Annotated in this window: 18 protein-coding genes; 13 read left to right on the forward strand and 5 right to left on the reverse strand. The window is 59.6% G+C overall.

Features of this window, described 5'->3' with window-relative positions:
- The first annotated feature begins 158 nt into the window (after window positions 1–158).
- Both hemF and aroE read left to right on the forward strand, forming a co-directional pair.
- Complete coding sequence (gene hemF, locus KUF73_RS21130; RefSeq protein WP_218439965.1) at window positions 159–1,073, forward strand: oxygen-dependent coproporphyrinogen oxidase; 915 nt, start codon at window positions 159–161, stop codon at window positions 1,071–1,073.
- A gap of 13 nt (window positions 1,074–1,086) precedes the next feature.
- Window positions 1,087–1,908 (forward strand): shikimate dehydrogenase, encoded by an 822-nt coding sequence (aroE, locus tag KUF73_RS21135; protein WP_218439966.1) that lies wholly within the window; start codon window positions 1,087–1,089, stop codon window positions 1,906–1,908.
- A gap of 80 nt (window positions 1,909–1,988) precedes the next feature.
- On the opposite strand, the gene KUF73_RS21140 is transcribed toward aroE, so the two are convergent.
- The 3 genes from KUF73_RS21140 to betC form a co-directional block, all read right to left on the reverse strand.
- A complete protein-coding gene (locus KUF73_RS21140) occupies window positions 1,989–3,557 on the reverse strand; it encodes a SulP family inorganic anion transporter (protein ID WP_218439967.1) in 1,569 nt (522 codons plus the stop codon).
- A gap of 108 nt (window positions 3,558–3,665) precedes the next feature.
- A complete protein-coding gene (gene choX / locus KUF73_RS21145) occupies window positions 3,666–4,586 on the reverse strand; it encodes a choline ABC transporter substrate-binding protein (RefSeq protein ID WP_218439968.1) in 921 nt (306 codons plus the stop codon).
- Between the two features lie 16 nt (window positions 4,587–4,602).
- Complete coding sequence (betC, locus tag KUF73_RS21150) at window positions 4,603–6,117, reverse strand: choline-sulfatase (protein WP_218439969.1); 1,515 nt, start codon at window positions 6,115–6,117, stop codon at window positions 4,603–4,605.
- Between the two features lie 114 nt (window positions 6,118–6,231).
- On the opposite strand from betC, the gene KUF73_RS21155 reads away from it, so the two are divergent.
- On the forward strand, window positions 6,232–7,182 hold the full coding sequence (locus KUF73_RS21155; protein WP_218439970.1) for a LysR family transcriptional regulator: 951 nt from the start codon (window positions 6,232–6,234) through the stop codon (window positions 7,180–7,182).
- A 105-nt stretch (window positions 7,183–7,287) separates the two neighbouring features.
- Here KUF73_RS21155 and KUF73_RS21160 read toward each other — a convergent pair whose 3' ends face one another.
- Complete coding sequence (locus tag KUF73_RS21160; RefSeq protein ID WP_218439971.1) at window positions 7,288–7,953, reverse strand: NAD(P)-dependent oxidoreductase; 666 nt, start codon at window positions 7,951–7,953, stop codon at window positions 7,288–7,290.
- An 84-nt stretch (window positions 7,954–8,037) separates the two neighbouring features.
- On the opposite strand from KUF73_RS21160, the gene KUF73_RS21165 reads away from it, so the two are divergent.
- Window positions 8,038–8,364 (forward strand): DOPA 4,5-dioxygenase family protein, encoded by a 327-nt coding sequence (locus KUF73_RS21165; protein ID WP_218439972.1) that lies wholly within the window; start codon window positions 8,038–8,040, stop codon window positions 8,362–8,364.
- On the opposite strand, the gene KUF73_RS21170 is transcribed toward KUF73_RS21165, so the two are convergent.
- Complete coding sequence (locus KUF73_RS21170; protein ID WP_218439973.1) at window positions 8,365–8,766, reverse strand: GFA family protein; 402 nt, start codon at window positions 8,764–8,766, stop codon at window positions 8,365–8,367. It lies immediately after the preceding gene.
- A gap of 443 nt (window positions 8,767–9,209) precedes the next feature.
- Between KUF73_RS21170 and KUF73_RS21175 the strand changes: the two genes are divergently transcribed.
- From KUF73_RS21175 to KUF73_RS21215, 9 genes are all read left to right on the forward strand, one after another.
- Window positions 9,210–10,517 carry a CitMHS family transporter gene (locus KUF73_RS21175; RefSeq protein ID WP_218439974.1) on the forward strand — a complete coding sequence of 436 codons (1,308 nt, stop codon included), beginning with the start codon at window positions 9,210–9,212 and terminating at the stop codon, window positions 10,515–10,517.
- Between the two features lie 85 nt (window positions 10,518–10,602).
- On the forward strand, window positions 10,603–11,370 hold the full coding sequence (locus KUF73_RS21180; protein ID WP_218439975.1) for a TerC family protein: 768 nt from the start codon (window positions 10,603–10,605) through the stop codon (window positions 11,368–11,370).
- 363 nt (window positions 11,371–11,733) lie between these two features.
- Window positions 11,734–13,392, forward strand: a complete 1,659-nt coding sequence (locus KUF73_RS21185) for a Na/Pi cotransporter family protein (protein WP_218439976.1) — start codon at window positions 11,734–11,736, stop codon at window positions 13,390–13,392.
- A 174-nt stretch (window positions 13,393–13,566) separates the two neighbouring features.
- Window positions 13,567–14,943, forward strand: a complete 1,377-nt coding sequence (locus KUF73_RS21190) for a pitrilysin family protein (RefSeq protein WP_218439977.1) — start codon at window positions 13,567–13,569, stop codon at window positions 14,941–14,943.
- Window positions 14,944–15,140: 197 nt separating this feature from the next.
- Window positions 15,141–16,169: a DUF5924 family protein gene (locus KUF73_RS21195; protein ID WP_218439978.1), complete on the forward strand. Its 1,029-nt coding sequence runs from the start codon at window positions 15,141–15,143 to the stop codon at window positions 16,167–16,169.
- Between the two features lie 55 nt (window positions 16,170–16,224).
- The gene (locus KUF73_RS21200) at window positions 16,225–17,373 is read left to right on the forward strand and encodes an ABC transporter permease (protein ID WP_218439979.1); all 1,149 of its coding nucleotides are present in this window, start codon (window positions 16,225–16,227) and stop codon (window positions 17,371–17,373) included.
- The gene (locus tag KUF73_RS21205) at window positions 17,370–18,173 is read left to right on the forward strand and encodes an ABC transporter ATP-binding protein (RefSeq protein ID WP_218439980.1); all 804 of its coding nucleotides are present in this window, start codon (window positions 17,370–17,372) and stop codon (window positions 18,171–18,173) included. Before KUF73_RS21200 ends, KUF73_RS21205 begins: the two co-directional genes overlap by 4 nt.
- A 1-nt stretch (window position 18,174) precedes the next feature.
- Window positions 18,175–19,113 carry an MlaD family protein gene (locus KUF73_RS21210; RefSeq protein ID WP_218439981.1) on the forward strand — a complete coding sequence of 313 codons (939 nt, stop codon included), beginning with the start codon at window positions 18,175–18,177 and terminating at the stop codon, window positions 19,111–19,113.
- On the forward strand, window positions 19,110–19,736 hold the full coding sequence (locus tag KUF73_RS21215) for an ABC-type transport auxiliary lipoprotein family protein (RefSeq protein WP_218439982.1): 627 nt from the start codon (window positions 19,110–19,112) through the stop codon (window positions 19,734–19,736). Before KUF73_RS21210 ends, KUF73_RS21215 begins: the two co-directional genes overlap by 4 nt.
- Window positions 19,737–19,780 lie beyond the last annotated feature (44 nt).

Raw genomic sequence — 19,780 nt, forward strand, 5'->3', positions numbered from 1 at the left:
ACTCTCCTTCGGTCGTTTTACCAAGTGCCCTATCGGACTCCTAAGCTTGATCCTCGTCAACTGCGACGAGCGTACCGGCGGTGGTATGCTACGCGCCCATTTGCGCAGGCCCGCTCCGATGGAGCGCCGCGTAGCTTTGCCCGATTCAAGGTGATGCCATGACTACCCGCACCGAGGCTGTAAAAGCCTACCTGCTCGACCTGCAAGACCGAATCTGCGCTGCGCTGGAAGCCGAAGACGGCGGCACGCACTTCGTCGAAGACGCCTGGGCCCGGCCTGCCGGTGGTGGCGGGCGTACGCGGGTGATCGAAAACGGCACGGTCATTGAAAAGGGCGGCGTCAACTTTTCCCACGTCTTCGGCAGCGGTCTCCCACCGTCCGCCAGCGCCCATCGGCCGGAACTGGCCGGGCGTGGTTTCGAAGCCCTGGGTGTATCGCTGGTGATTCACCCGCACAACCCGCATGTACCGACTTCCCACGCCAACGTGCGCTTTTTCATCGCCGAAAAAGAAGGCGAAGAGCCCGTTTGGTGGTTCGGCGGCGGCTTCGACCTGACGCCCTATTACGGCAACGAAGAAGACTGTGTGCATTGGCACCGTGTGGCCGAGCAGGCCTGCGCGCCGTTCGGCCCGGACGTTTACTCGCGGTACAAGTCCTGGTGCGACAGCTACTTCCACATCAAGCATCGCCACGAGCCACGGGGTATCGGCGGCCTGTTTTTCGATGACCTGAATGAGTGGGACTTCGACACCAGTTTCGCTTTCATGCGCGCCATCGGGGATGCGTTTATCGATGCTTATCTGCCGATTGTGCAGCGCCGCAAGCACGATGCGTTCACCGCCAAACAGCGCGAGTTTCAGGAATTCCGCCGTGGGCGTTACGTCGAGTTCAACCTGGTTTACGACCGTGGCACCTTGTTCGGCCTGCAATCGGGCGGGCGAACCGAATCGATCCTGATGTCCCTGCCACCGCAAGTGCGTTGGGGTTACGACTGGAAAGCCGAGCCCGGCAGCGAAGAAGCGCGCCTGACCGAGTATTTCCTGCAAGACCGCGATTGGTTGGCCAAGGCCTGAACGAGGATTCCTGATGGACCGTTATGTCGTATTCGGTAACCCGATTGGCCACAGCAAGTCGCCGCTGATTCATCGCCTGTTCGCCGAACAGACCGATCAGAAACTGGACTACAGCACCTCGCTGGCGCCACTCGACGATTTTTCCGGCTGTGCCCGGGAATTTTTCCTAGAAGGACGTGGGGCGAATGTCACGGTACCGTTCAAGGAAGAAGCCTATCGCCTGGCGAACAGTCTGACAGCGCGCGCGCAGCGAGCCGGTGCGGTGAATACCTTGAGCAAACTGGCCGACGGCAGTTTGCTGGGCGACAACACCGATGGCGCCGGTCTGGTGCGGGACCTGACGGTTAACGCGGGTTTCAGCCTCAAGGGCAAACGCATCCTGCTGCTCGGTGCGGGTGGCGCGGTGCGTGGGGCGTTGGAGCCGTTACTGGCCGAGCAACCGGCGTCGGTGATCATCGCCAATCGCACGGTGGACAAGGCTGAACTGCTCGCGGAGCTGTTTTGTGATCTGGGCCCGGTTTCGGCCAGTGGTTACGACTGGTTGCAGGAGTCTGTGGACGTGATCATCAACGCGACGTCTGCGAGCCTGTCAGGCGATGTCCCGCCGATTGCCGCCAGCTTGATCGAGCCGGGCAAAACCCTGTGCTACGACATGATGTACGGCAAGGAGCCCACCTCGTTCTGCCGCTGGGCCAGTGAACACGGCGCGGCGGTGGCCATGGATGGTCTGGGGATGCTTGCCGAACAGGCGGCCGAGGCGTTCTTCCTGTGGCGCGGGGTGCGGCCCGATACGGCGCCGGTGTTGGCTGAACTTCGGCGGCAGCTGGCCCTTTAAAATCAAAAGATCGCAGCCTTCGGCAGCCCCTACATTGGATTGATGACACCCTGTAGGAGCTGCCGAAGGCTGCGATCTTTTTAGTCTTCAAACCGGATCGGACATTTCTCCGCCCCTTCGAGCTTCCTCAATTCATCTACTACCTGCGGCCTGGCCTGGCGCAACGTAAGACTGCGATCCTGACGCAGCAATCGTCGCGCCTCCTGATGCAGCATCTCCACGCCCGAGTAGTCGATGAAGTTGATTTGCTGCGCCTCGATCACCACCCGCGCACCGTGCATGCGTTGCAGGCGAACTTGCAGGTAATGGCTGGCGCCGAAAAAGATCGACCCGCCGACCCGCAGAATGTCTTCATCGCCATCGCGTACATGCTGCACTCGCGGCTGCGAAGTGCGCTTGAGGTAGAAGAACAACGACGCCAGCACTCCGGCGTAAATCGCTGTCTGCAATTCCAGCAGCAGCGTGGCGACACAGGTCAGGGCCATGACCACGAATTCGGCACGGCTGACCCGCAGCAATGCGCGAATGCCACGGTGGTCCACCAATCCCCAGGCGATCAACAGAATGCTGCCGGCCATGGCCGGGATCGGAATGTGTGCGATCAGGTTGGCGCCAAAGATCGCAAACAACGCCACCCACAACGCCGAAAATATCCCCGCCATGGGCGAGCAAGCGCCCGCTTCGTAGCTCAGGCCTGAACGGGTAAAGGAACCGGCTGATAGCGATCCGGAAAAAAACGCACCGACGATGTTGGATAAACCCTGGGCGCGAACTTCCTGGTTGGCGTCGAGCAGTTGCTGCGAGCGTGCCGAAATTGAGCGGGCAATCGACAGGCTGGTGACTAACCCGAGCATGCCCACCGCCACAGCGCTGGGCAGCAGGCGCAGGATCAGATCGAGATCCAGTGGCAACGGACTAAATGGCGGCAGCTTTCCGACAAAGGCACTGACCAGTTCGACATGGCCGAACATCGAGGGCCAGAGCCAAACCAGCAGGGCACCCAAGACGAGAGTGATCAACAGTGTTGGCCAGCGCGGCAACGACAGTTTGAGGATTACGCCGACCACGACGGTGGCCAGCCCCAGCATCAGCGACGGTTTATCCAGCTTGTCGAGGTGCCGGAACAAGTTGATGAAACTATCCAGGGCGGTGGCCTGGCTGGGCAAATCCAGGCCAAGCAGGTTCGGCAGTTGGCCAATGGCAATCACCACCGCCGCGCCAAGGGTGAAGCCGAGTACCACCGAGTGCGAGACGAAATTCACCAGGGCACCGAAGCGCAGCAGACCCAGCAGCCATTGGAAAATGCCCGCCAGAAATGTCAGCAGCAGGATCAAGGTCACGTAGTCCTGGGTCGCTGGAACAGCCAGAGGACTGACACTGGCGTACAAGACAATCGAGATGGCCGCCGTAGGACCGCAGATCAAATGCCACGACGAGCCCCAGAGGCAAGCGATCAGCACCGGTATTATCGCCGCGTACAAGCCGTATTCCGGGGGGAGACCGGCAATCAGGGCGTAGGCAATGGATTGCGGCAACGCGAGAATGGCACCGCTGAGGCCGACAATCAGGTCTCGGCCGACGCTGGCGCGGGTTTGCCGGGGTAACCAGGTGAGGAATGGGAAGAGTGAATGGCGGCTGGGAAGGGCCATGGGTCCTCTCGGGTCGGGTTTTGCGCAAGGGTAGCAGGACGAAACAAGAATTGTGGCGAGGGAGCTTGCTCCCGCTCGGGTGCCAAGCGCCCTCGCCACAGAGATTATCTACAACTTGGCTTTCACGGCCGGCAACGCATCCTTGCCATCAACGGTCTTCACGCCATCGAGCCATTTATCCAGCACGGCCGGATTGGCCTTGATCCACGCCTTGGCCGCATCGGCATTGCTGACTTTCTTGTTCACCACTTCGGCCATGATGCTGTTCTCCATGTCCTGGGTGAAATTCAGGTTGGTCAGCAGTTTGCCGACGTTCGGGCAGGCCTGTGCATAACCTTTGCGAGTCAAGGTGTGCACGCTGCCGGTATCACCGAAGTATTTTTCGCCGCCCTTCAGATAATGCATTTTCAACTGCACGTTCATTGGGTGCGGGGTCCAGCCGAGGAAGGTCACGAACTTTTGTTTTTTCACCGCTCGGGAGACTTCGGCCAACATCGCCTGCTCGCTGGATTCCACCAGTTTCCACTGGCCCATGTCGAAATCGTTTTTCTTGATGATTTCCTGCAAGGAGATGTTGGCCGGCGCGCCGGAGCCGATGCCGTAGATCTTCTTGTCGAACTTGTCGGCGTATTTGTTCAGGTCGGAAAAGTTATGCACACCCGCGTCCCAGACATAATCCGGGACCGCCAATGTGAACTCGGTGCCGTCGAGGTTTTTCGCCAGTTGTGTGACATCGCCCGTGGCCACGAACTTGTCGTAGAAGCCCTGCTGCGCCGGCATCCAGTTACCCAGGAACACATCCACCTGGCCATCCTTGAGCCCGCCGAAGGTGATCGGCACCGCGAGGGTGTCGACCTTGGCCTTGTAGCCCATGCCGTCCAGCAGGAAACCGGTGATGGCGTTGGTTGCGGCGATGTCGCTCCAGCCGGGATCGGCCATTTTCACCGTCTCGCAACTTTGATCGGCAAATGCCGATGCGCTGCCCAGAGCCAGGAGCCCGACCGTCAGTACTGTGGATAACCTTTGCATGGACTTCCCCTTAACATTATTGGTTTTGGCAGGGTTGTGGATAACGTGCTTTACGCTCCAGATCGTCGAGGTCGATGTGGTTGCGCATGTACTGCTGACTGGCGTCCACCAGCGGCTGGTGATCCCAGCTCTTCAGCTTGCCGATGGTCAGGGCGTCAGCGACGAAACGCCGGCGACGTTGACTGGCGAGCACTTGTTGGTAAATCGCCGGCATATCCCATTTCGCCCGTGCTTCGGCGAGAAAATCGTCGAACAGCTGGCGATGTTGCGGCGACTGGCTGAGTTCTTCCAGCTCACGCGGGTCGTTGGTTACGTCGAAGAGTAGGCAAGGGTCGTCTTCGCTGTAGATGAATTTGTAGGCGCCGCGACGGATCATCATCAGCGGGCCAACGGTGCCTTCAGCCATGTATTCGCCAAACACTTCGTCATGACCGCCCTGCCCTTGCAGGTGCGAAACCAACGAGCGGCCATCCAGCGGCAAACCGGGTTCCAGAGAGCCGCCAGCCAGTTCGACGAAGGTCGGCAGCAGGTCGGCGGTAGAAACCGACGCGCTGACCCGACCCGCACCAAACTGCCCTGGCGCACTTATCAACAGGGGCACGCGTGCAGCCATTTCGTACCAATGCATTTTGTACCAGAGGCCGCGCTCGCCGAGCATGTCGCCGTGGTCGCCGGAGAACACGATGATGGTGTCCTCGATCAGACCGGTATCTTCGAGAGTTTGCAGGAGTTTGCCGACGTTGCTGTCGATATAGCTGCAAGCCCCAAAGTAAGCGCGGCGCGCGTCACGGATCTTATCCACAGGCAGCGGTTTATCCCATAGGTCGTAAACTTTGAGCAAACGCTGGGAATGCGGATCGAGATCTTGTTGATTCGGCGTTGTGGGCAAAGGGATGTCGGCGTCGTCGTACATATCCCAAAAGGCTTTGGGAATGGTGTAGGGGTCGTGTGGGTGAGTCATCGAGACCGTGAGGCAGAACGGCTGATCGCCGTCCTCGCGGATGTGATCGAACAGGTATTGCTGGGCCTTGAACACCACTTCTTCGTCGAAATCGAGCTGGTTGGTGCGCACGCACGGCCCGGCTTGCAGCACTGACGACATGTTGTGATACCAGGTCGGGCGCACGTCCGGTTCATCCCAATTCACTGCCCAGCCATAGTCGGCCGGGTAAATGTCGCTGGTCAGGCGTTCTTCATAGCCGTGCAATTGGTCCGGGCCGCAAAAGTGCATCTTGCCCGACAGTGCGGTGCGGTAACCGAGGCGACGCAGGTAGTGGGCATAAGTCGGGACATCGGCAGGAAAATCGGCCGCGTTGTCGTAAGCGCCGATCTTGCTCGGCAGCTGACCGCTGACCAAGGTAAAACGCGACGGCGCGCACAACGGGCTGTTGCAGTAAGCGGCGTCGAATACCACGCCTTCGGCGGCGAGGCGGCTCAAATTAGGTAGTTTGATGGGCGAAGGGCCGTAGAACGGCAACATTGGCGCGGCCATTTGATCGGCCATGATGAAAAGAATGTTCTTGCGCTTCATGTGATCGCGGCATTCCATAGTGGATGTTTATGCGAGAGTGCTGTGGTCGAGGATGTAACCCGCACACGTCGCGGTAAAGCCCATGCCGGACAATGACTAGGATAAGCACAGCTTATGTATGACGCCCTTGGTGACCTGTCTCTGGATTTGCTTCGCGCCTTCGAAGCGGCTGCCCGACAGCGCAGCTTCACCGCTGCCTCCGTTGAACTGGGCACCACGCAACCGGCGATTAGCCAGCAGATCAAGCGGCTGGAGGAACAACTGGCGACACGGCTGTTTGACCGTATCTATCGCGGCATCGAGTTGACCGAGGCTGGAATGATCCTGTTTGAGCAAGTTCAGCTCGGTTTACAGAATATCGACGCTGGTTTGAGCGCAATCAGCGCACAACAACAGCATGAAGTACTGCAGGTCGCCACTGACTTTGCCTTCGCCGCGTATTGGTTGATGCCGCGCCTGCACCGTTTCCACGCGGCCAACCCGCAAGTGGATGTCAGCCTGGTGACCAGTGAGCGCAGCCATAACATGCTGCGTACTGATATCGACGTCGCGGTTTTGTTCGGCGATGGCCGCTTCAAGCAGGGCGAAAGCCATTGGCTGTTCAGCGAAGAAGTGTTTCCGGTGTGCAGTCCGCAATTACTGAATGAGCGCGCCCTGCCTTTGTCAGCCCAATCGTTGCTGGAGTTTCCGCTGCTGCACCTGCGCGGTGAAAACAGCAGCAACTGGTTCGACTGGAGCGGCGTGTTCCGTGAGTTGGGGATTACCTCGCCACCTGCGCCCGGGCAGCTGCGCTTCGATAATTACACTCTGCTGATTCAGGCCGCGATTGGTGGCCAGGGCGTGGCCATCGGCTGGCGGCACCTTGTGGATAACTTGTTGGCGCAAGGTTTGTTGTGCCGGCCGATCGCCGAAACGGTAATGTCTCGACTGGGCTATTACGTGGTCTTGCCTCAGCGCAAACGGCGTGGGGCGCTGATTCAACAGTTTGTCGATTGGTTGATGGCTGAGCAGGCCAGCAGTGCGCAATCGCTTACGGGTCTGCCGTTTCCTTCGATTGCGGTTTGAGCATTTTTAAGAGCAAAAAATCGCAGCCTGCGGCAGCTCCACAGGGGGGCGGCATCACACGCGAAACCTATGTAGGAGCTGCCGAAGACTGCGATCTTTTGATGTTTATGTTGATGAGGCTGCAATGAAACTCACATGTTCACCGACATGCAGATTCAATCGGAGCTCATCGGCAATTCCCACCGCCGTGCGATGCAAGCGCTCCAATGGCTCGGCCAGACCGGATTCCAGGCTGCTGCTGACCTGACTGAAATGCTCGATAGTCAGACCCGGCACGCCGCGCGGTGCGTTCACCAGTGTCCAATGCAAGGCGCTGCTTTGCAGGGCCTCGTGGATTTCTTCAGCGGCGTGGCGTTGCAGTGGGTCGTAAGTTTCCGGATCGTCCAGCACGTCGAAATCACCCACCAGGAACAGTCGCGAAATGCCCGCCGCCTGCATGCCGTCGATCAAAGCATCCGCCGCCAGCACCTGTTCAACCGGTCCCGGTACGATGGTTTTTTCCACATGTTCACTGTTGAAAGGTAACCCCGGCGCGTCTAGTAAACAGATGACAGCAGAACTACCGGCCACGCTTTGTTTCACCCGTTCAGCCTCGAACAGGTCACCGGTCTTGGTACGCAAACCCGGACGCGGTGCCAGCGCCGTCAGGTCATCGAGAATCGCGATCACTTCATGCTGGCGGCGCAGCATTTCAGCCATCAGCGCACTGCCCAGGCTACTCATGGCACCATAAAGCACCACTTTCACCGCCGGGGTTTCGGCATTTTTCATGGCTGAACTCCGTTGTTTCCTGCGTATATGGCGTGTGACCTGCGGGAAACGGTGAGGGTTCGACTCGGTTTTAGAGGGATTCACATGCAACGGATCAAGGGTTACCACGCCCACGTCTATTTCGACGCCAGCTCGATCGACCAGGCACGAGCCTTGTGTGAGCAGGCCGCGCAGTTGTTTGCGCTGAAGATGGGGCGCGTGCACGAACGCCCGGTCGGCCCGCACCCGGACTGGAGTTGCCAACTGGCGTTCGGCCCTGAACTGATCGGCGAGGTGCTGCCGTGGCTGGCGCTCAACCGCAAGGGTCTGGTGGTGTTCCTGCACCCGGACACCGGCGACGATCTGCTGGACCACAGCGAGCACGCGATCTGGATGGGCGCGATACGTCCGCTGGACCTGTCTATTTTTTGATCAGATGGTTTCTTCAGGCTCTCCCGGCAACTTCTCGTCCAGGCGCAACCATGGCAACCGGTTGTCGGTCCAGATGTGGCGTTCGGCCGGGGCCTGTTCGGGGTGGTCGAGGGTGGCGATGGTCACATCGATGCTCGAAGGGCTCAGATGCGTCACCAGTGCCAGCTGCGCCCCACAGTTGCCGCAGAAATATCGCGCGCAAGTTGAAGACGAGTCGTACCGCGACGGTGTCCCGGTCAGCCACTGAAAGGCTGATGCCGGCAGGGTGATCCAGGTGGTCACGATCCCGCCGCTGACCCGACGGCAAATCGAGCAATGGCAGTGGGCAATGTCGTGCAGAGGCCCGCTGAATTGATAGCGGATGTGCCCGCAGTGGCAGCCGCCGGTGTGAATGTCGCGCATGCCGTTACCTCCTCTTGCGTATGGCCCTCTGTAGGAGCTGCCGAAGGCTGCGATCTTTTGACTTTGATTTTAAAAACAAGATCAAAAGATCGCAGCCTTCGGGTGGGATTCGTGTCGCGACGCAAACCAATGCGCCAGCTTGCTCGCGCAGGCTTATACCCGGTCCGACGACCGGTTGTACTTCCGGTCAATGCTTTCATCAGCGAAAGCTGGCTGAAAGCTTCCACGATTAGGATCGCCCCCACTACCGGCAACAGATCGGTTGGCCAACGCGAGTTATCGATTGCTCGCCCGGCCCATTTAACAACAACAATGGTGATCCTGATGTCCTTTGCTACCCGCCGCTTCGCTGCAACTCCGTCCGTACGCCCCGCGCTTACCGTTCTGCGCTGATCCCACCTGATCCGCCCATTCCCTAGCCGCGCTACGCCTGGAGTATTCCCATGCTGACTTTCCTTGGCTTTGCCATGGTCATCACGTTCATGTTCCTGATCATGACCAAGCGCCTTTCCGCGCTGATCGCCCTGATCATCATCCCGATCATCTTCGCCCTGTTTGGTGGTTTTGCGCCGAAAATCGGGCCGATGATGCTCGAAGGCATCACCAAGCTTGCGCCGACTGGCGTGATGCTGATGTTCGCCATTCTGTATTTCGCCCTGATGATCGACTCCGGCCTGTTCGACCCGGCTGTTCGCAAGATCCTCAAACTGGTCAAGGGCGATCCGTTGAAAGTGTCGGTCGGCACCGCCGTACTGGCCCTCGTCGTCTCCCTCGATGGTGACGGCGCGACCACTTATATGATTTGCGTGGCCGCCATGCTGCCGCTCTACAGCCGCATCGGCATGAGCCCGCGGATCATGGCCGGCCTGATCATCCTCGCCGGTGGCGTGATGAACATGACCCCATGGGGTGGCCCGACCGCCCGTGCCGCCAGTGCATTGCACGTGGACCCGTCGGCGATCTTCGTTCCGATGATTCCCGCCATGCTGGCCGGTGTGGTGGCCATCCTGGCGATTGCCTATTTCTACGGCAAACGCGAGCGCGCTCGTCTGGGTGAATTGCACTTGGTGGGTGATGAAATCGATCACAGCGAAATCAGCGTTTCGCAGTTCCCGGATGCCCGTCGTCCGAAGCTGATCTGGTTCAACGGCGCCCTGACCCTGGCCCTGATGTGCACCCTGATCGCCGGCCTGCTGCCGCTGCCGGTGCTGTTCATGGTGGCGTTCAGTATCGCGATGATCGTCAACTATCCTTGCCTGCAACAGCAAAAAGACCGCGTCGCGGCCCACGCCGGTAGCGTGCTGGCGGTGGTCGGGCTGATCTTTGCCGCCGGTATCTTCACCGGTATCCTGTCGGGCACCGGCATGGTCGATGCGATGTCGAAAAGCCTGTTGGCAGTGATCCCGGATTTCCTCGGCCCGTACCTGGCCGTGATCACGGCGCTGGTGAGCATGCCGTTCACCTTCTTCATGTCCAACGACGCATTTTATTACGGCGTGTTACCGGTACTTGCCGAAGCCGCCAGCCACTACGGTATAACCGCGGTGGAAATGGCACGTGCCTCGATCGTCGGTCAGCCCGTCCATTTGCTGAGCCCGCTGGTACCCTCGACTTATTTGTTGGTGGCACTAGCCGGTATCGATTTTGGTGACCATCAGCGCTTTACCCTCAAATGGGCAGTGCTGGTGTGCATGTGCATACTGGTTGCAGCATTGCTGATGGGGATTTTTCCGCTGTTCAGCACTCTATAAGCCCAAGACTCACCACGTCGGGTCCTGGCTTTGCGGTTTGAAGTCCGGACCCTTCGTGGTTTAACACATCCTCAAAGGAATACACATGGAATGGCTGACCAACCCTGAAATCTGGGTTGCCTTCTTCACCCTGACCGCCCTGGAAATCGTCCTGGGTATCGATAACATCATCATGATTTCGATCCTGGTCAGCCGCATGCCCAAGCACATGCAGGCGCGCACCCGAATCTTCGGGCTGGCGCTGGCCATGGTCACGCGGATTCTGTTGTTGCTGTCGATCACCTGGGTGATGCGCCTCACCGCCGACCTGTTCGAAGTGTTCGGCCAGGGTATTTCCGGGCGAGACCTGATCCTGTTCTTCGGTGGCCTGTTCCTGTTGTGGAAGAGCTCGCAAGAGATGTACCACGCGCTGGAAGGTGAAGACGAAACCAGCGACGAGCCGAGTGGCAAGGGCGGCAACTTCCTCTACACCATCATTCAGATCGCGATCATCGACATCGTGTTCTCACTCGACTCGGTGATCACTGCGGTCGGCATGGTGTCGCACGTACCGGTCATGGTTGCGGCGATCATCGTTGCAGTCCTGGTGATGATGTGGGCTTCTGGCACCATCAGCGAGTTCATCGACAAGCACCCGTCGCTGAAGATGCTGGCGCTGTCATTCCTGCTGATCGTCGGTACTGTGCTGATTGCCGAGTCCTTTGATGTGCACGTGCCAAAAGGCTATGTCTACTTCGCCATGGCGTTCTCGCTGGCGGTTGAAGCGATCAACATCAAGATGCGCACCGCGATTGCGAGAAAGAAGAAGCAGCAAGACCCGGTGAAACTGCGCAAGGATATTCCGGGCCAGTAACCCTGTGTGGTGGAATTCTGTGACAGAGAGCCGTTGTGGCGAGGGAGCTTGCTCCCGCTGGGGTGCGAAGCAGCCCTGAAATCTCAACGGTACACCGCATTCAATGGTTTTGCGGCTGCTGCGCAGCCGAGCGGGAGCAAGCTCCCTCGCCACAATGATTCTGCGAACTATCAAAGGGCCTTCGGGCCCTTTTTTGATGGCTGCATGAATCTGTTTTCATGACAGTTTTGTTTCAATCACTTCTTTAGCTATGCGATGCTGGCGCCCAGACCGTTAGCCAACTACAGCTTAAGTACAGAACGTAGAAAAAGCGCGGTACCGTCAACTTGCCCCTTTGGGGCGCTACCACCACAGGGGGCCTGCATGCTCACCCTGCTCAATTTGCTATCTGCCGTGGCCTTGTTGATTTGGGGCACGCACATCGTCCGAACCGGCATTCTGCGGGTCTACGGTTCCAACCTGCGCCATGTGATTGGCCGCAACATGTCCAAGCGCTGGCTGGCGTTCATCTCGGGGATCGTGGTGACTGCCATGGTCCAGAGCAGCAACGCCACTGCCATGCTCGTCACCTCGTTTGTCGGTCAGGGCCTGATGGCGCTGACCCCGGCGCTGGCCACCATGCTGGGGGCCGACGTCGGTACGGCACTGATGGCGCGGGTGCTGACCTTCGACTTGTCCTGGCTGTCGCCGCTGCTGATCTTTCTCGGGGTGATTTTCTTCCTGTCGCGCAAACAGACGCGGCTCGGGCAGATGGGCCGAGTGGCCATCGGCCTGGGGTTGATCATTCTCGCGTTGCAATTGATCGTCGAAGCCGCCACACCGATCACCCATGCCCAAGGGGTGAAGGTGATTTTTGCTTCGTTGACCGGCGACATCCTGCTCGACGCCCTGGTCGGCGCGCTGTTCGCGATGATTTCCTATTCCAGCCTCGCGGCGGTCCTGTTGACTGCGACCCTGGCCGGCGCCAGCGTGATCAGCCTGCCGGTGGCCATCGGCCTGGTGATCGGCGCCAACATCGGCAGCGGCATTCTCGCGTTCCTCAGCACCAGCATGCAGAACGCCGCCGGGCGCCAGGTGGCGTTGGGCAGCCTGTTGTACAAACTGATCGGCCTGTTGCTGATCATTCCGGTGCTGGACCCGCTGGTGCACTGGATCGACAGCCTTGATTACAGCCCTCAGGAAATGGTCATTGGCTTCCATCTGCTCTACAACACCGCGCGCTGCCTGATTCTGTTGCCCAGCGTCGGCCCGATGGCCCGGTTTTGTGCCTGGGTGCTGCCGGAACGCCCTCAGGCCAATGGCATGGCCAAACCCCGGCATCTTGATCCGACGGCCTTGGTCACGCCAAGCCTGGCGCTGGCCAACGCGGCTCGGGAAACCCTGCGCATGGGTGACCTGATCGACAACATGCTCGAAGCCATGCTCGACGTGCTGCACGGCAAGCAGACTGCCGTGACCCAGGAGATGCGTCGCCTGACCGACGATGTGGAGGCGCTGTACAGCGCGATCAAACTTTATCTGGCGCAAATGCCCCGCGAAGACCTCAGCGATCAGGACAGCCGGCGCTGGGCGGAAATCATCGAACTGGCGATCAACCTCAAACTTGCCAGCGATTTGATCGAACGCATGCTGCGCAAGGTTCAACAACAGAAAACGTCCCAGCGCCGCTCGTTTTCCGAGGTGGGCCTGGAAGAGTTGGCCGGGCTGCACAGTCAGTTGATCGCTAATCTACGCTTGGGGTTGTCGGTATTTCTCAGCGCCGACAAAGAAAGCGCCCGTCAGTTGCTGCGTGAAAAACGTCGCTTTCGCGCACAGGAACGCCGCCTGGCCCACGCTCATGTCAGCCGTTTGCAACGTAAGATCGTGCAGAGTATCGAGACCAGTTCGTTGCACCTGGAATTGATCGCCGATATGAAGCGTCTGAATTCACTGTTTTGCAGCAGTGCCTACGTGGTATTGGAAACGTCCGACACCGGTGCGCTGGCTGTCGACGATTTGGCTGACATCACACATTCGCCTTGAACGTCTGGCGGTGTGGTCAGTCAGTAACATTGGTTTCGGTTCAAGATCATCGCGAGCAGGCTCACTCCCACATTTGAATTGTGGTGTTCACAAAACCAATGTGGGAGCGAGCCTGCTCGCGATGGCTGCCTGGAAAGCGACACGGATCTCCAATCAGTCGTATGGAAGCTTGCTATGCGTTGTCTGTTGTTCGCCTGTCTATTGCTGAGTTCTTTTCCTTCATTTGCCCTGGATCGCTTCCAGGTCGAGGGCTATGCCCTGCGCAATGGCCTGCAATTGCTGCTCAAGCCTGGCAGCGATCGCGGGCATGTGGCGATTCGGCTGGTGGTTGGCGTCGGCATCGATGATTTCAGCTGCGCCGAGAAAGAGTTGCCGCACCTGCTGGAACACTTGCTGTTCAGCGGTATCGACGCCAGCGGCGAAGGCGGCCTGGAAGAGCGCATGCAAGCGCTGGGTGGCGAATGGAACGCCTACACCAGCAGCGCCGACACCACCTTCGTGATCGAAGCCCCCGCGAAAAACCAGCGCCAGGTCCTCGACCTGCTGCTGGCATTGCTCACCCAGACCCAATTCGACGACAACGCCATCAACGCCGCCAAGCAAGTGGTCGAGCGTGAAGACGGCGGTCACTACTCTCATCTGCAGCGTTGGCTGGATCGTCAGGACCTGGGCCATACCGCGAGCAATCAACTGGCTGTAGAACTGGGCCTCAAATGCCAGGAGCGCGCCGAAGTCGATCAACTGACCCGCGAACAACTGGAGAAAGTACGCAAGGACTGGTACGCCCCCAACAACATGACGCTGATTGTGGTCGGCGACCTCGACCGTTTGCTGCCGGCCTATCTGGAGCGGACTTACGGTGCACTGGAAGCCATCAACCCCACGGATCATTTGCCCCTGCCAGAGATCAAGGCCAGCGCAGCCCATGAGCGCAGTCTGATTCACGGGTTTGTCGGTGGCGGGGCCAAGTTGCACTGGCTGGTTCCGGAGCCGGTGCTGGAGGATCAGCACGACGAAACCTTTGACCTGCTCAAAGACTATCTGGACTGGGCGCTCTATCGCGAATTACGCCTGGCGCATGGCTTGTCCTATGGCCCGTGGGCCGAGCGCGAGGTGTTTGGCGGCGTGGGCTTCATGAGCCTGAATGCCGACCTTGAGCGCGACGACGTGGCCGAGGCGCAAGAGGTGCTGGATGAATTGAAGGCCCGGTTGCTCAAGGACGGGCTCAATGCCGAGACCTTCAACCGCCTCAAGCAAGCCGCCATTGCCCGTCAGGCCTGGGCCGTGCAAGGCAACAGCGCGCTGGCGGATTACTACTGGGGCGCCCTTGGGGACTACGAGGACGGTCGCTTCGCCGACCCGGCCAAGGAACTGCAAGGTGTGACGCTGGAAGAGGCAAACAAGGCCATGCGCGAATTGCTCCTGCAACCCGGTTATCTGCGGATCGAAAAGCCGCTGCTCAGTTATGACCAGGTGCTGTGGGCGATTGCCGGGGTGTTGGGGTTGCTGGTGTTGATTCTGGCGGCTTGGCGCTTTCATCGTAGAAGGTGAGTGTGTTGCTTGACCCGCCAAGCTCGCAGCCTTCGGCCGCTCCTACATAGGAATACCGACACCTGTAGGAGCTGCCGAAGGCTGCGATCTTTTGGGGCCTGTGAATTCGCCACCTATCGGACCGCAGCCCCTCGCCACACTGGCCTGCCAGCGGTAACCTGTCGGGGATTTTTCCTACGACTACTGTGAACCGCCGAATGCCGACCCTGACCCTTTTCGTACAGCGCATCCTCGAACTGATGAAGCGCTACCCCGGGGTTATCGCGCTCGGTGGTTTTGTCTCCGGGGTCGGCAGTTTCATCATGGTCGACCGTCAACAAGGCCTGGCGAGCTGGATCACCACCATCATGCTGGTGAGCTGGGTTTGGCTGATGCTGGAAAACAGCCTGACCAAACTGTTCACCAAAGTCTTCAAGCGCGAGATTCCCCAGCCGCTGCTGCGTTATGCGACGCAGATGATCCACCAGGAAAGCCTGTTTTTCGTCCTGCCGTTCTTTTTCATCACCACCACCTGGAACAGCGGCCAATTGTTTTTCACCGGGCTGCTGGGGATTGCGGCGCTGATCTCCATCACCGATCCGCTCTACTACAAATGGTTGGCGCCCCGGCGCTGGGCGTTCCTGGCGTTGCATACCCTGACGCTGTTCGCCGCCCTTCTCACCGCCCTGCCGGTGATCATGCACCTGACCACCTCGCAGAGTTTCAAACTGGCGCTGGGCATCGCCGTCGTATTGTCGTTCCCGAGCCTGGCTTCGATTTTCCCGATTCGAACCGTGCGCAATGCCTTGGCGATTTTGAGTATCACGGTGGGCATCGGCGGCGTTGGCTGGGTGCTGAGATCGTGGGTGCCGCCGGCGACCCTGTGGATGACCGACGTGGCCATCAGCACGCAACTGCAGGACCGAACCCCAGGTGCCAGTCTTGAAGAAGTCAGCGCCGAGCAGATTCGTGGCGGCGGTTTGTACGCCTACACCGCGATCAACGCCCCGCGTGGCCTGGACGAGCGGATTTATCACGTCTGGCAGTTCAACGGTAAAGAGGTCGACCGTATTGCGCTGGATATCCACGGCGGCCGCAAGGAAGGCTACCGCGCCTGGACCCATAAACAGAACTTCCCCGGCAACCCGGCAGGCAACTGGCAGGTTCGAGTGTTGACCGAGGACGGTCAGTTGATCGGTGTGCTGCGCTTCAAGATCACCGACAGCACAGCGACCAAAGAAAAGTAATGCGGTTCGTGCTATTACGTAGGGTCTGCGTAATAGCTGAAAAAGCACGGAGCTTATGACCAGCAGCACAGCGGCGGGCAATGCCCAACTGGATACTTCGCACACCCCGGCCCAGATACGGGTCACAGGGGACTGGACGCTTGCCCATTACGCCGACCTCAAACTGCTGAGCGAAAAGCTCGAAGGCCAATACGATGACAGCACCCGCATCGACCTCAATGGCCTTGGTGCTCTAGACACCGCAGGTGCCTCGCTTTTGGTGGAGCTGCTGGGCTCCGAGCGGCTTGGCCGGTCCGCCGAACACCCCGACTGCACCCTCTCCTCCGCCGACCGTGCATTGCTGCAAACGGTTTATCAATCCCTGACGGATTTCTGCGTACCGCTCAAGGAACCGGAAATCAGCGTCGGCATTCAACTGCTGACCCGCATCGGCCGCGCGGTGGACGTGGTCTGGCAAGACACCCTGCAACTGCTGGGGTTTGTCGGCCTGATTCTGGAAACCATCGCTCGCGGCCTGTTCCGTCCCAAGCGTTGGCGCATTACGCCAATGGTCGCGCACATCGAACAGACCGGCCTCGACGCCGCGCCCATCGTTGCCCTGCTGACCTTTCTGGTGGGCGCCGTGGTGGCGTTTCTCGGGGCGACGGTGCTGGCCAGTTTTGGTGCCACCGTGTTCACCGTCGACCTGGTAGCGTTTTCCTTCCTGCGTGAATTTGCCGTGTTGTTGACCGCGATCCTGATGGCCGGGCGCACCGCCAGTTCGTTTACCGCGCAGATCGGCTCGATGAAGGCCAACGAAGAAATCGATGCCATCCGCACCTTGGGCCTCGACCCGATGGAATTGCTGGTGGTACCGCGCGTCCTGGCCTTGCTGGTTGCGCTGCCAATGCTGACCTTCCTGGCGATGCTCTCGGGGATTGTCGGTGGCGGCGTAGTCTGCGCGGTATCGCTGGATATCTCGCCGGCGATGTTTTTGTCGCTGCTGCAATCGGACATCGGTGTTCAGCACTTTTTGGTCGGCATCGTCAAAGCACCGATCTTCGCGTTCCTGATTGCGGCGATTGGCTGCCTGGAAGGCTTCAAGGTCAGCGGCAGCGCCGAGTCTGTCGGCGCGCACACCACCTCGAGCGTGGTGCAGTCGATTTTCGTGGTGATCGTGCTCGACGCCGTGGCCGCGCTGTTTTTCATGGAGATGGGTTGGTGAGACGTTTACCCCGAGCGCCCACCGAGGCGGTGATCGAAGTTCGCGGGCTGTGCAATCGCTTCGGCAGTCAGAGCGTGCACGAGAACCTTGATCTGGATTTGTTCAAGGGCGAAATCCTTGCCGTGGTCGGCGGCTCCGGCAGCGGCAAATCGGTGCTGTTGCGCAGTATTGTCGGCTTGCGTCAGCCCAGCGAAGGCGTGGTCAAAGTCTTTGGGAAAAACCTGCCGACCCTGTCCGAACACGAACGGTCGCTGGTCGAGCGGCGTTTCGGCGTGCTATTCCAGAAAGGCGCCCTGTTCTCCTCACTCACCGTGACCGAAAACGTCGCCCTGCCCCTGATTGAACATGCCGGCCTGAGCCGCAACGATGCCGAGCACCTGGCGGCGGTGAAGTTGGCCCTGGCCGGGTTGCCGCTGTCGGCGGCGGACAAATATCCCGCGTCCTTGTCCGGCGGCATGATCAAGCGTGCCGCGCTGGCGCGGGCGTTGGCGCTGGACCCGGACATCCTGTTTCTCGACGAGCCTACCGCAGGGCTCGATCCAATTGGCGCGGCGGCGTTCGATCAACTGATCCTGACCCTGCGCGATGCCTTGGGCCTGAGTGTGTTTCTGGTGACCCACGACCTCGACACGCTCTACACCATCACCGACCGGGTGGCGGTGCTGGCGCAGAAGAAAGTGCTGGTGGCGGACGCCATCGACAAGGTGTCGGAAACCAACGATGCGTGGATTCACGAATATTTCCACGGCCCTCGCGGCCGCGCGGCGCTGACAGCCGCTCAACAGCTTAACGAGGTCTGACATGGAAACCCGAGCCCATCATGTATTGATCGGCCTGTTCACCGTGATTGTGGTGACGGGCGCCCTGCTCTTCGGACTGTGGCTGGCCAAGTCCAGTGTCGACACCGAATTCAAGGATTACGAAGTCGTGTTCAACGAGGCGGTCAGCGGCCTGTCCAAGGGCAGTTCGGTGCAGTACAGCGGGATCAAGGTTGGCGACGTCGTGTCGCTGCGCCTGGACCCGAAAGACCCGCGCCGGGTGCTTGCGCGGATTCGCCTGGGCGGCGATACGCCGGTCAAGGAAGACACCCAGGCCAAACTGGCGCTGACCGGCGTCACCGGGACCTCGATCATCCAACTCAGCGGCGGTACACCACAGAGCCCGACGCTCAAGGGCAAGGACGGCAATCTGCCGACCATCATTGCCGCGCCCTCGCCCATCGCCCGTTTGCTCAATGACAGTAATGACTTGATGGCCGGCGTGAATACGCTGATGCAAAACGCCAATTTGTTGTTTTCCACGGATAACATCGAGCGTATCAGCAAGACCCTTGAGCATCTGGAGCAAACCACCGGGACCATTGCCAACCAGCGTGGCGACCTGAGTCAGGCCATTCAGCAACTGGCATCGGTCGGCAAGCAAGCCAGCACCATGATGGAACAGACGTCGGCGTTGATGCGCAACGCCAACGGCTTGCTCAACGATCAGGGCAAGCAAATGTTCGGCAGCGCCGCACAGGCCATGAAGTCGCTGGAACAGAGCAGCGCGACCATCAACAAACTGCTGGCCACCAATCAGGACTCGCTCAACAGCGGCATGCAGGGCCTCAATGGCCTGGCCCCGGCGGTGCGCGAGCTGCGTGAAACCCTGAACTCGCTGCGTACCATTTCACAACGTCTGGAGGCCAACCCCAGCGGTTACCTGCTGGGCAGCGACAAGAACAAGGAATTTACCCCATGAAGCTGACTCACCTTGCCCTCCTCGCCAGCTTCACGCTGATCAGCTCTTGCTCGATCCTGCCCAAGTCCGAACCGTTCGATGTCTATCGCTTGCCTACTGCGCAGAGCAACACGTCGGCCAGTCATGGAACGCCGCAGCGCTGGTCATTGCGCCTGAACAAACCCCAGGCCAGCGAAGCGTTGAACAGCCCGAACATCGCCGTGATCCCCCAGGGCGACGTGATCATCAGCTACAAGGGCTCGCGCTGGAGCGACCCGGCGCCGGTGCTGCTGCGTAATCGTCTGCTGGATGGTTTTCAACGCGATGGTCGAGTGACGCTGCTGAGTACCGACGACAGCAACTTCCAGGCAGACCTGGAACTGGGCGGCAGCCTGCAGGCGTTCCAGACTGAGTATCAGGGCACGAGCTCCAGCGTGGTGGTGCGCCTGGATGCGTTGCTGGTGCGTGGCTATGACCAGCGAATCCTCGCCGGCAAACGCTTTGAAGTGCGCCAGCCGCTGAGCGACGTGAAAGTGCCGGCGGTGGTGGCCGGGTTTGGCCAAGCCACTGATCAGTTGACGGTGCAGGTGGTGAGTTGGGCGGTTGAGCAAGGGCAGAAGTTGGCGCCACCACCAAGACCTTGAAACCTGCGCATACCCCTGTAGGAGCGAGCCTGCTCGCGATGGTG

It is taken from the genome of Pseudomonas sp. PD9R (assembly GCF_019200975.1).
GTDB lineage: Bacteria > Pseudomonadota > Gammaproteobacteria > Pseudomonadales > Pseudomonadaceae > Aquipseudomonas.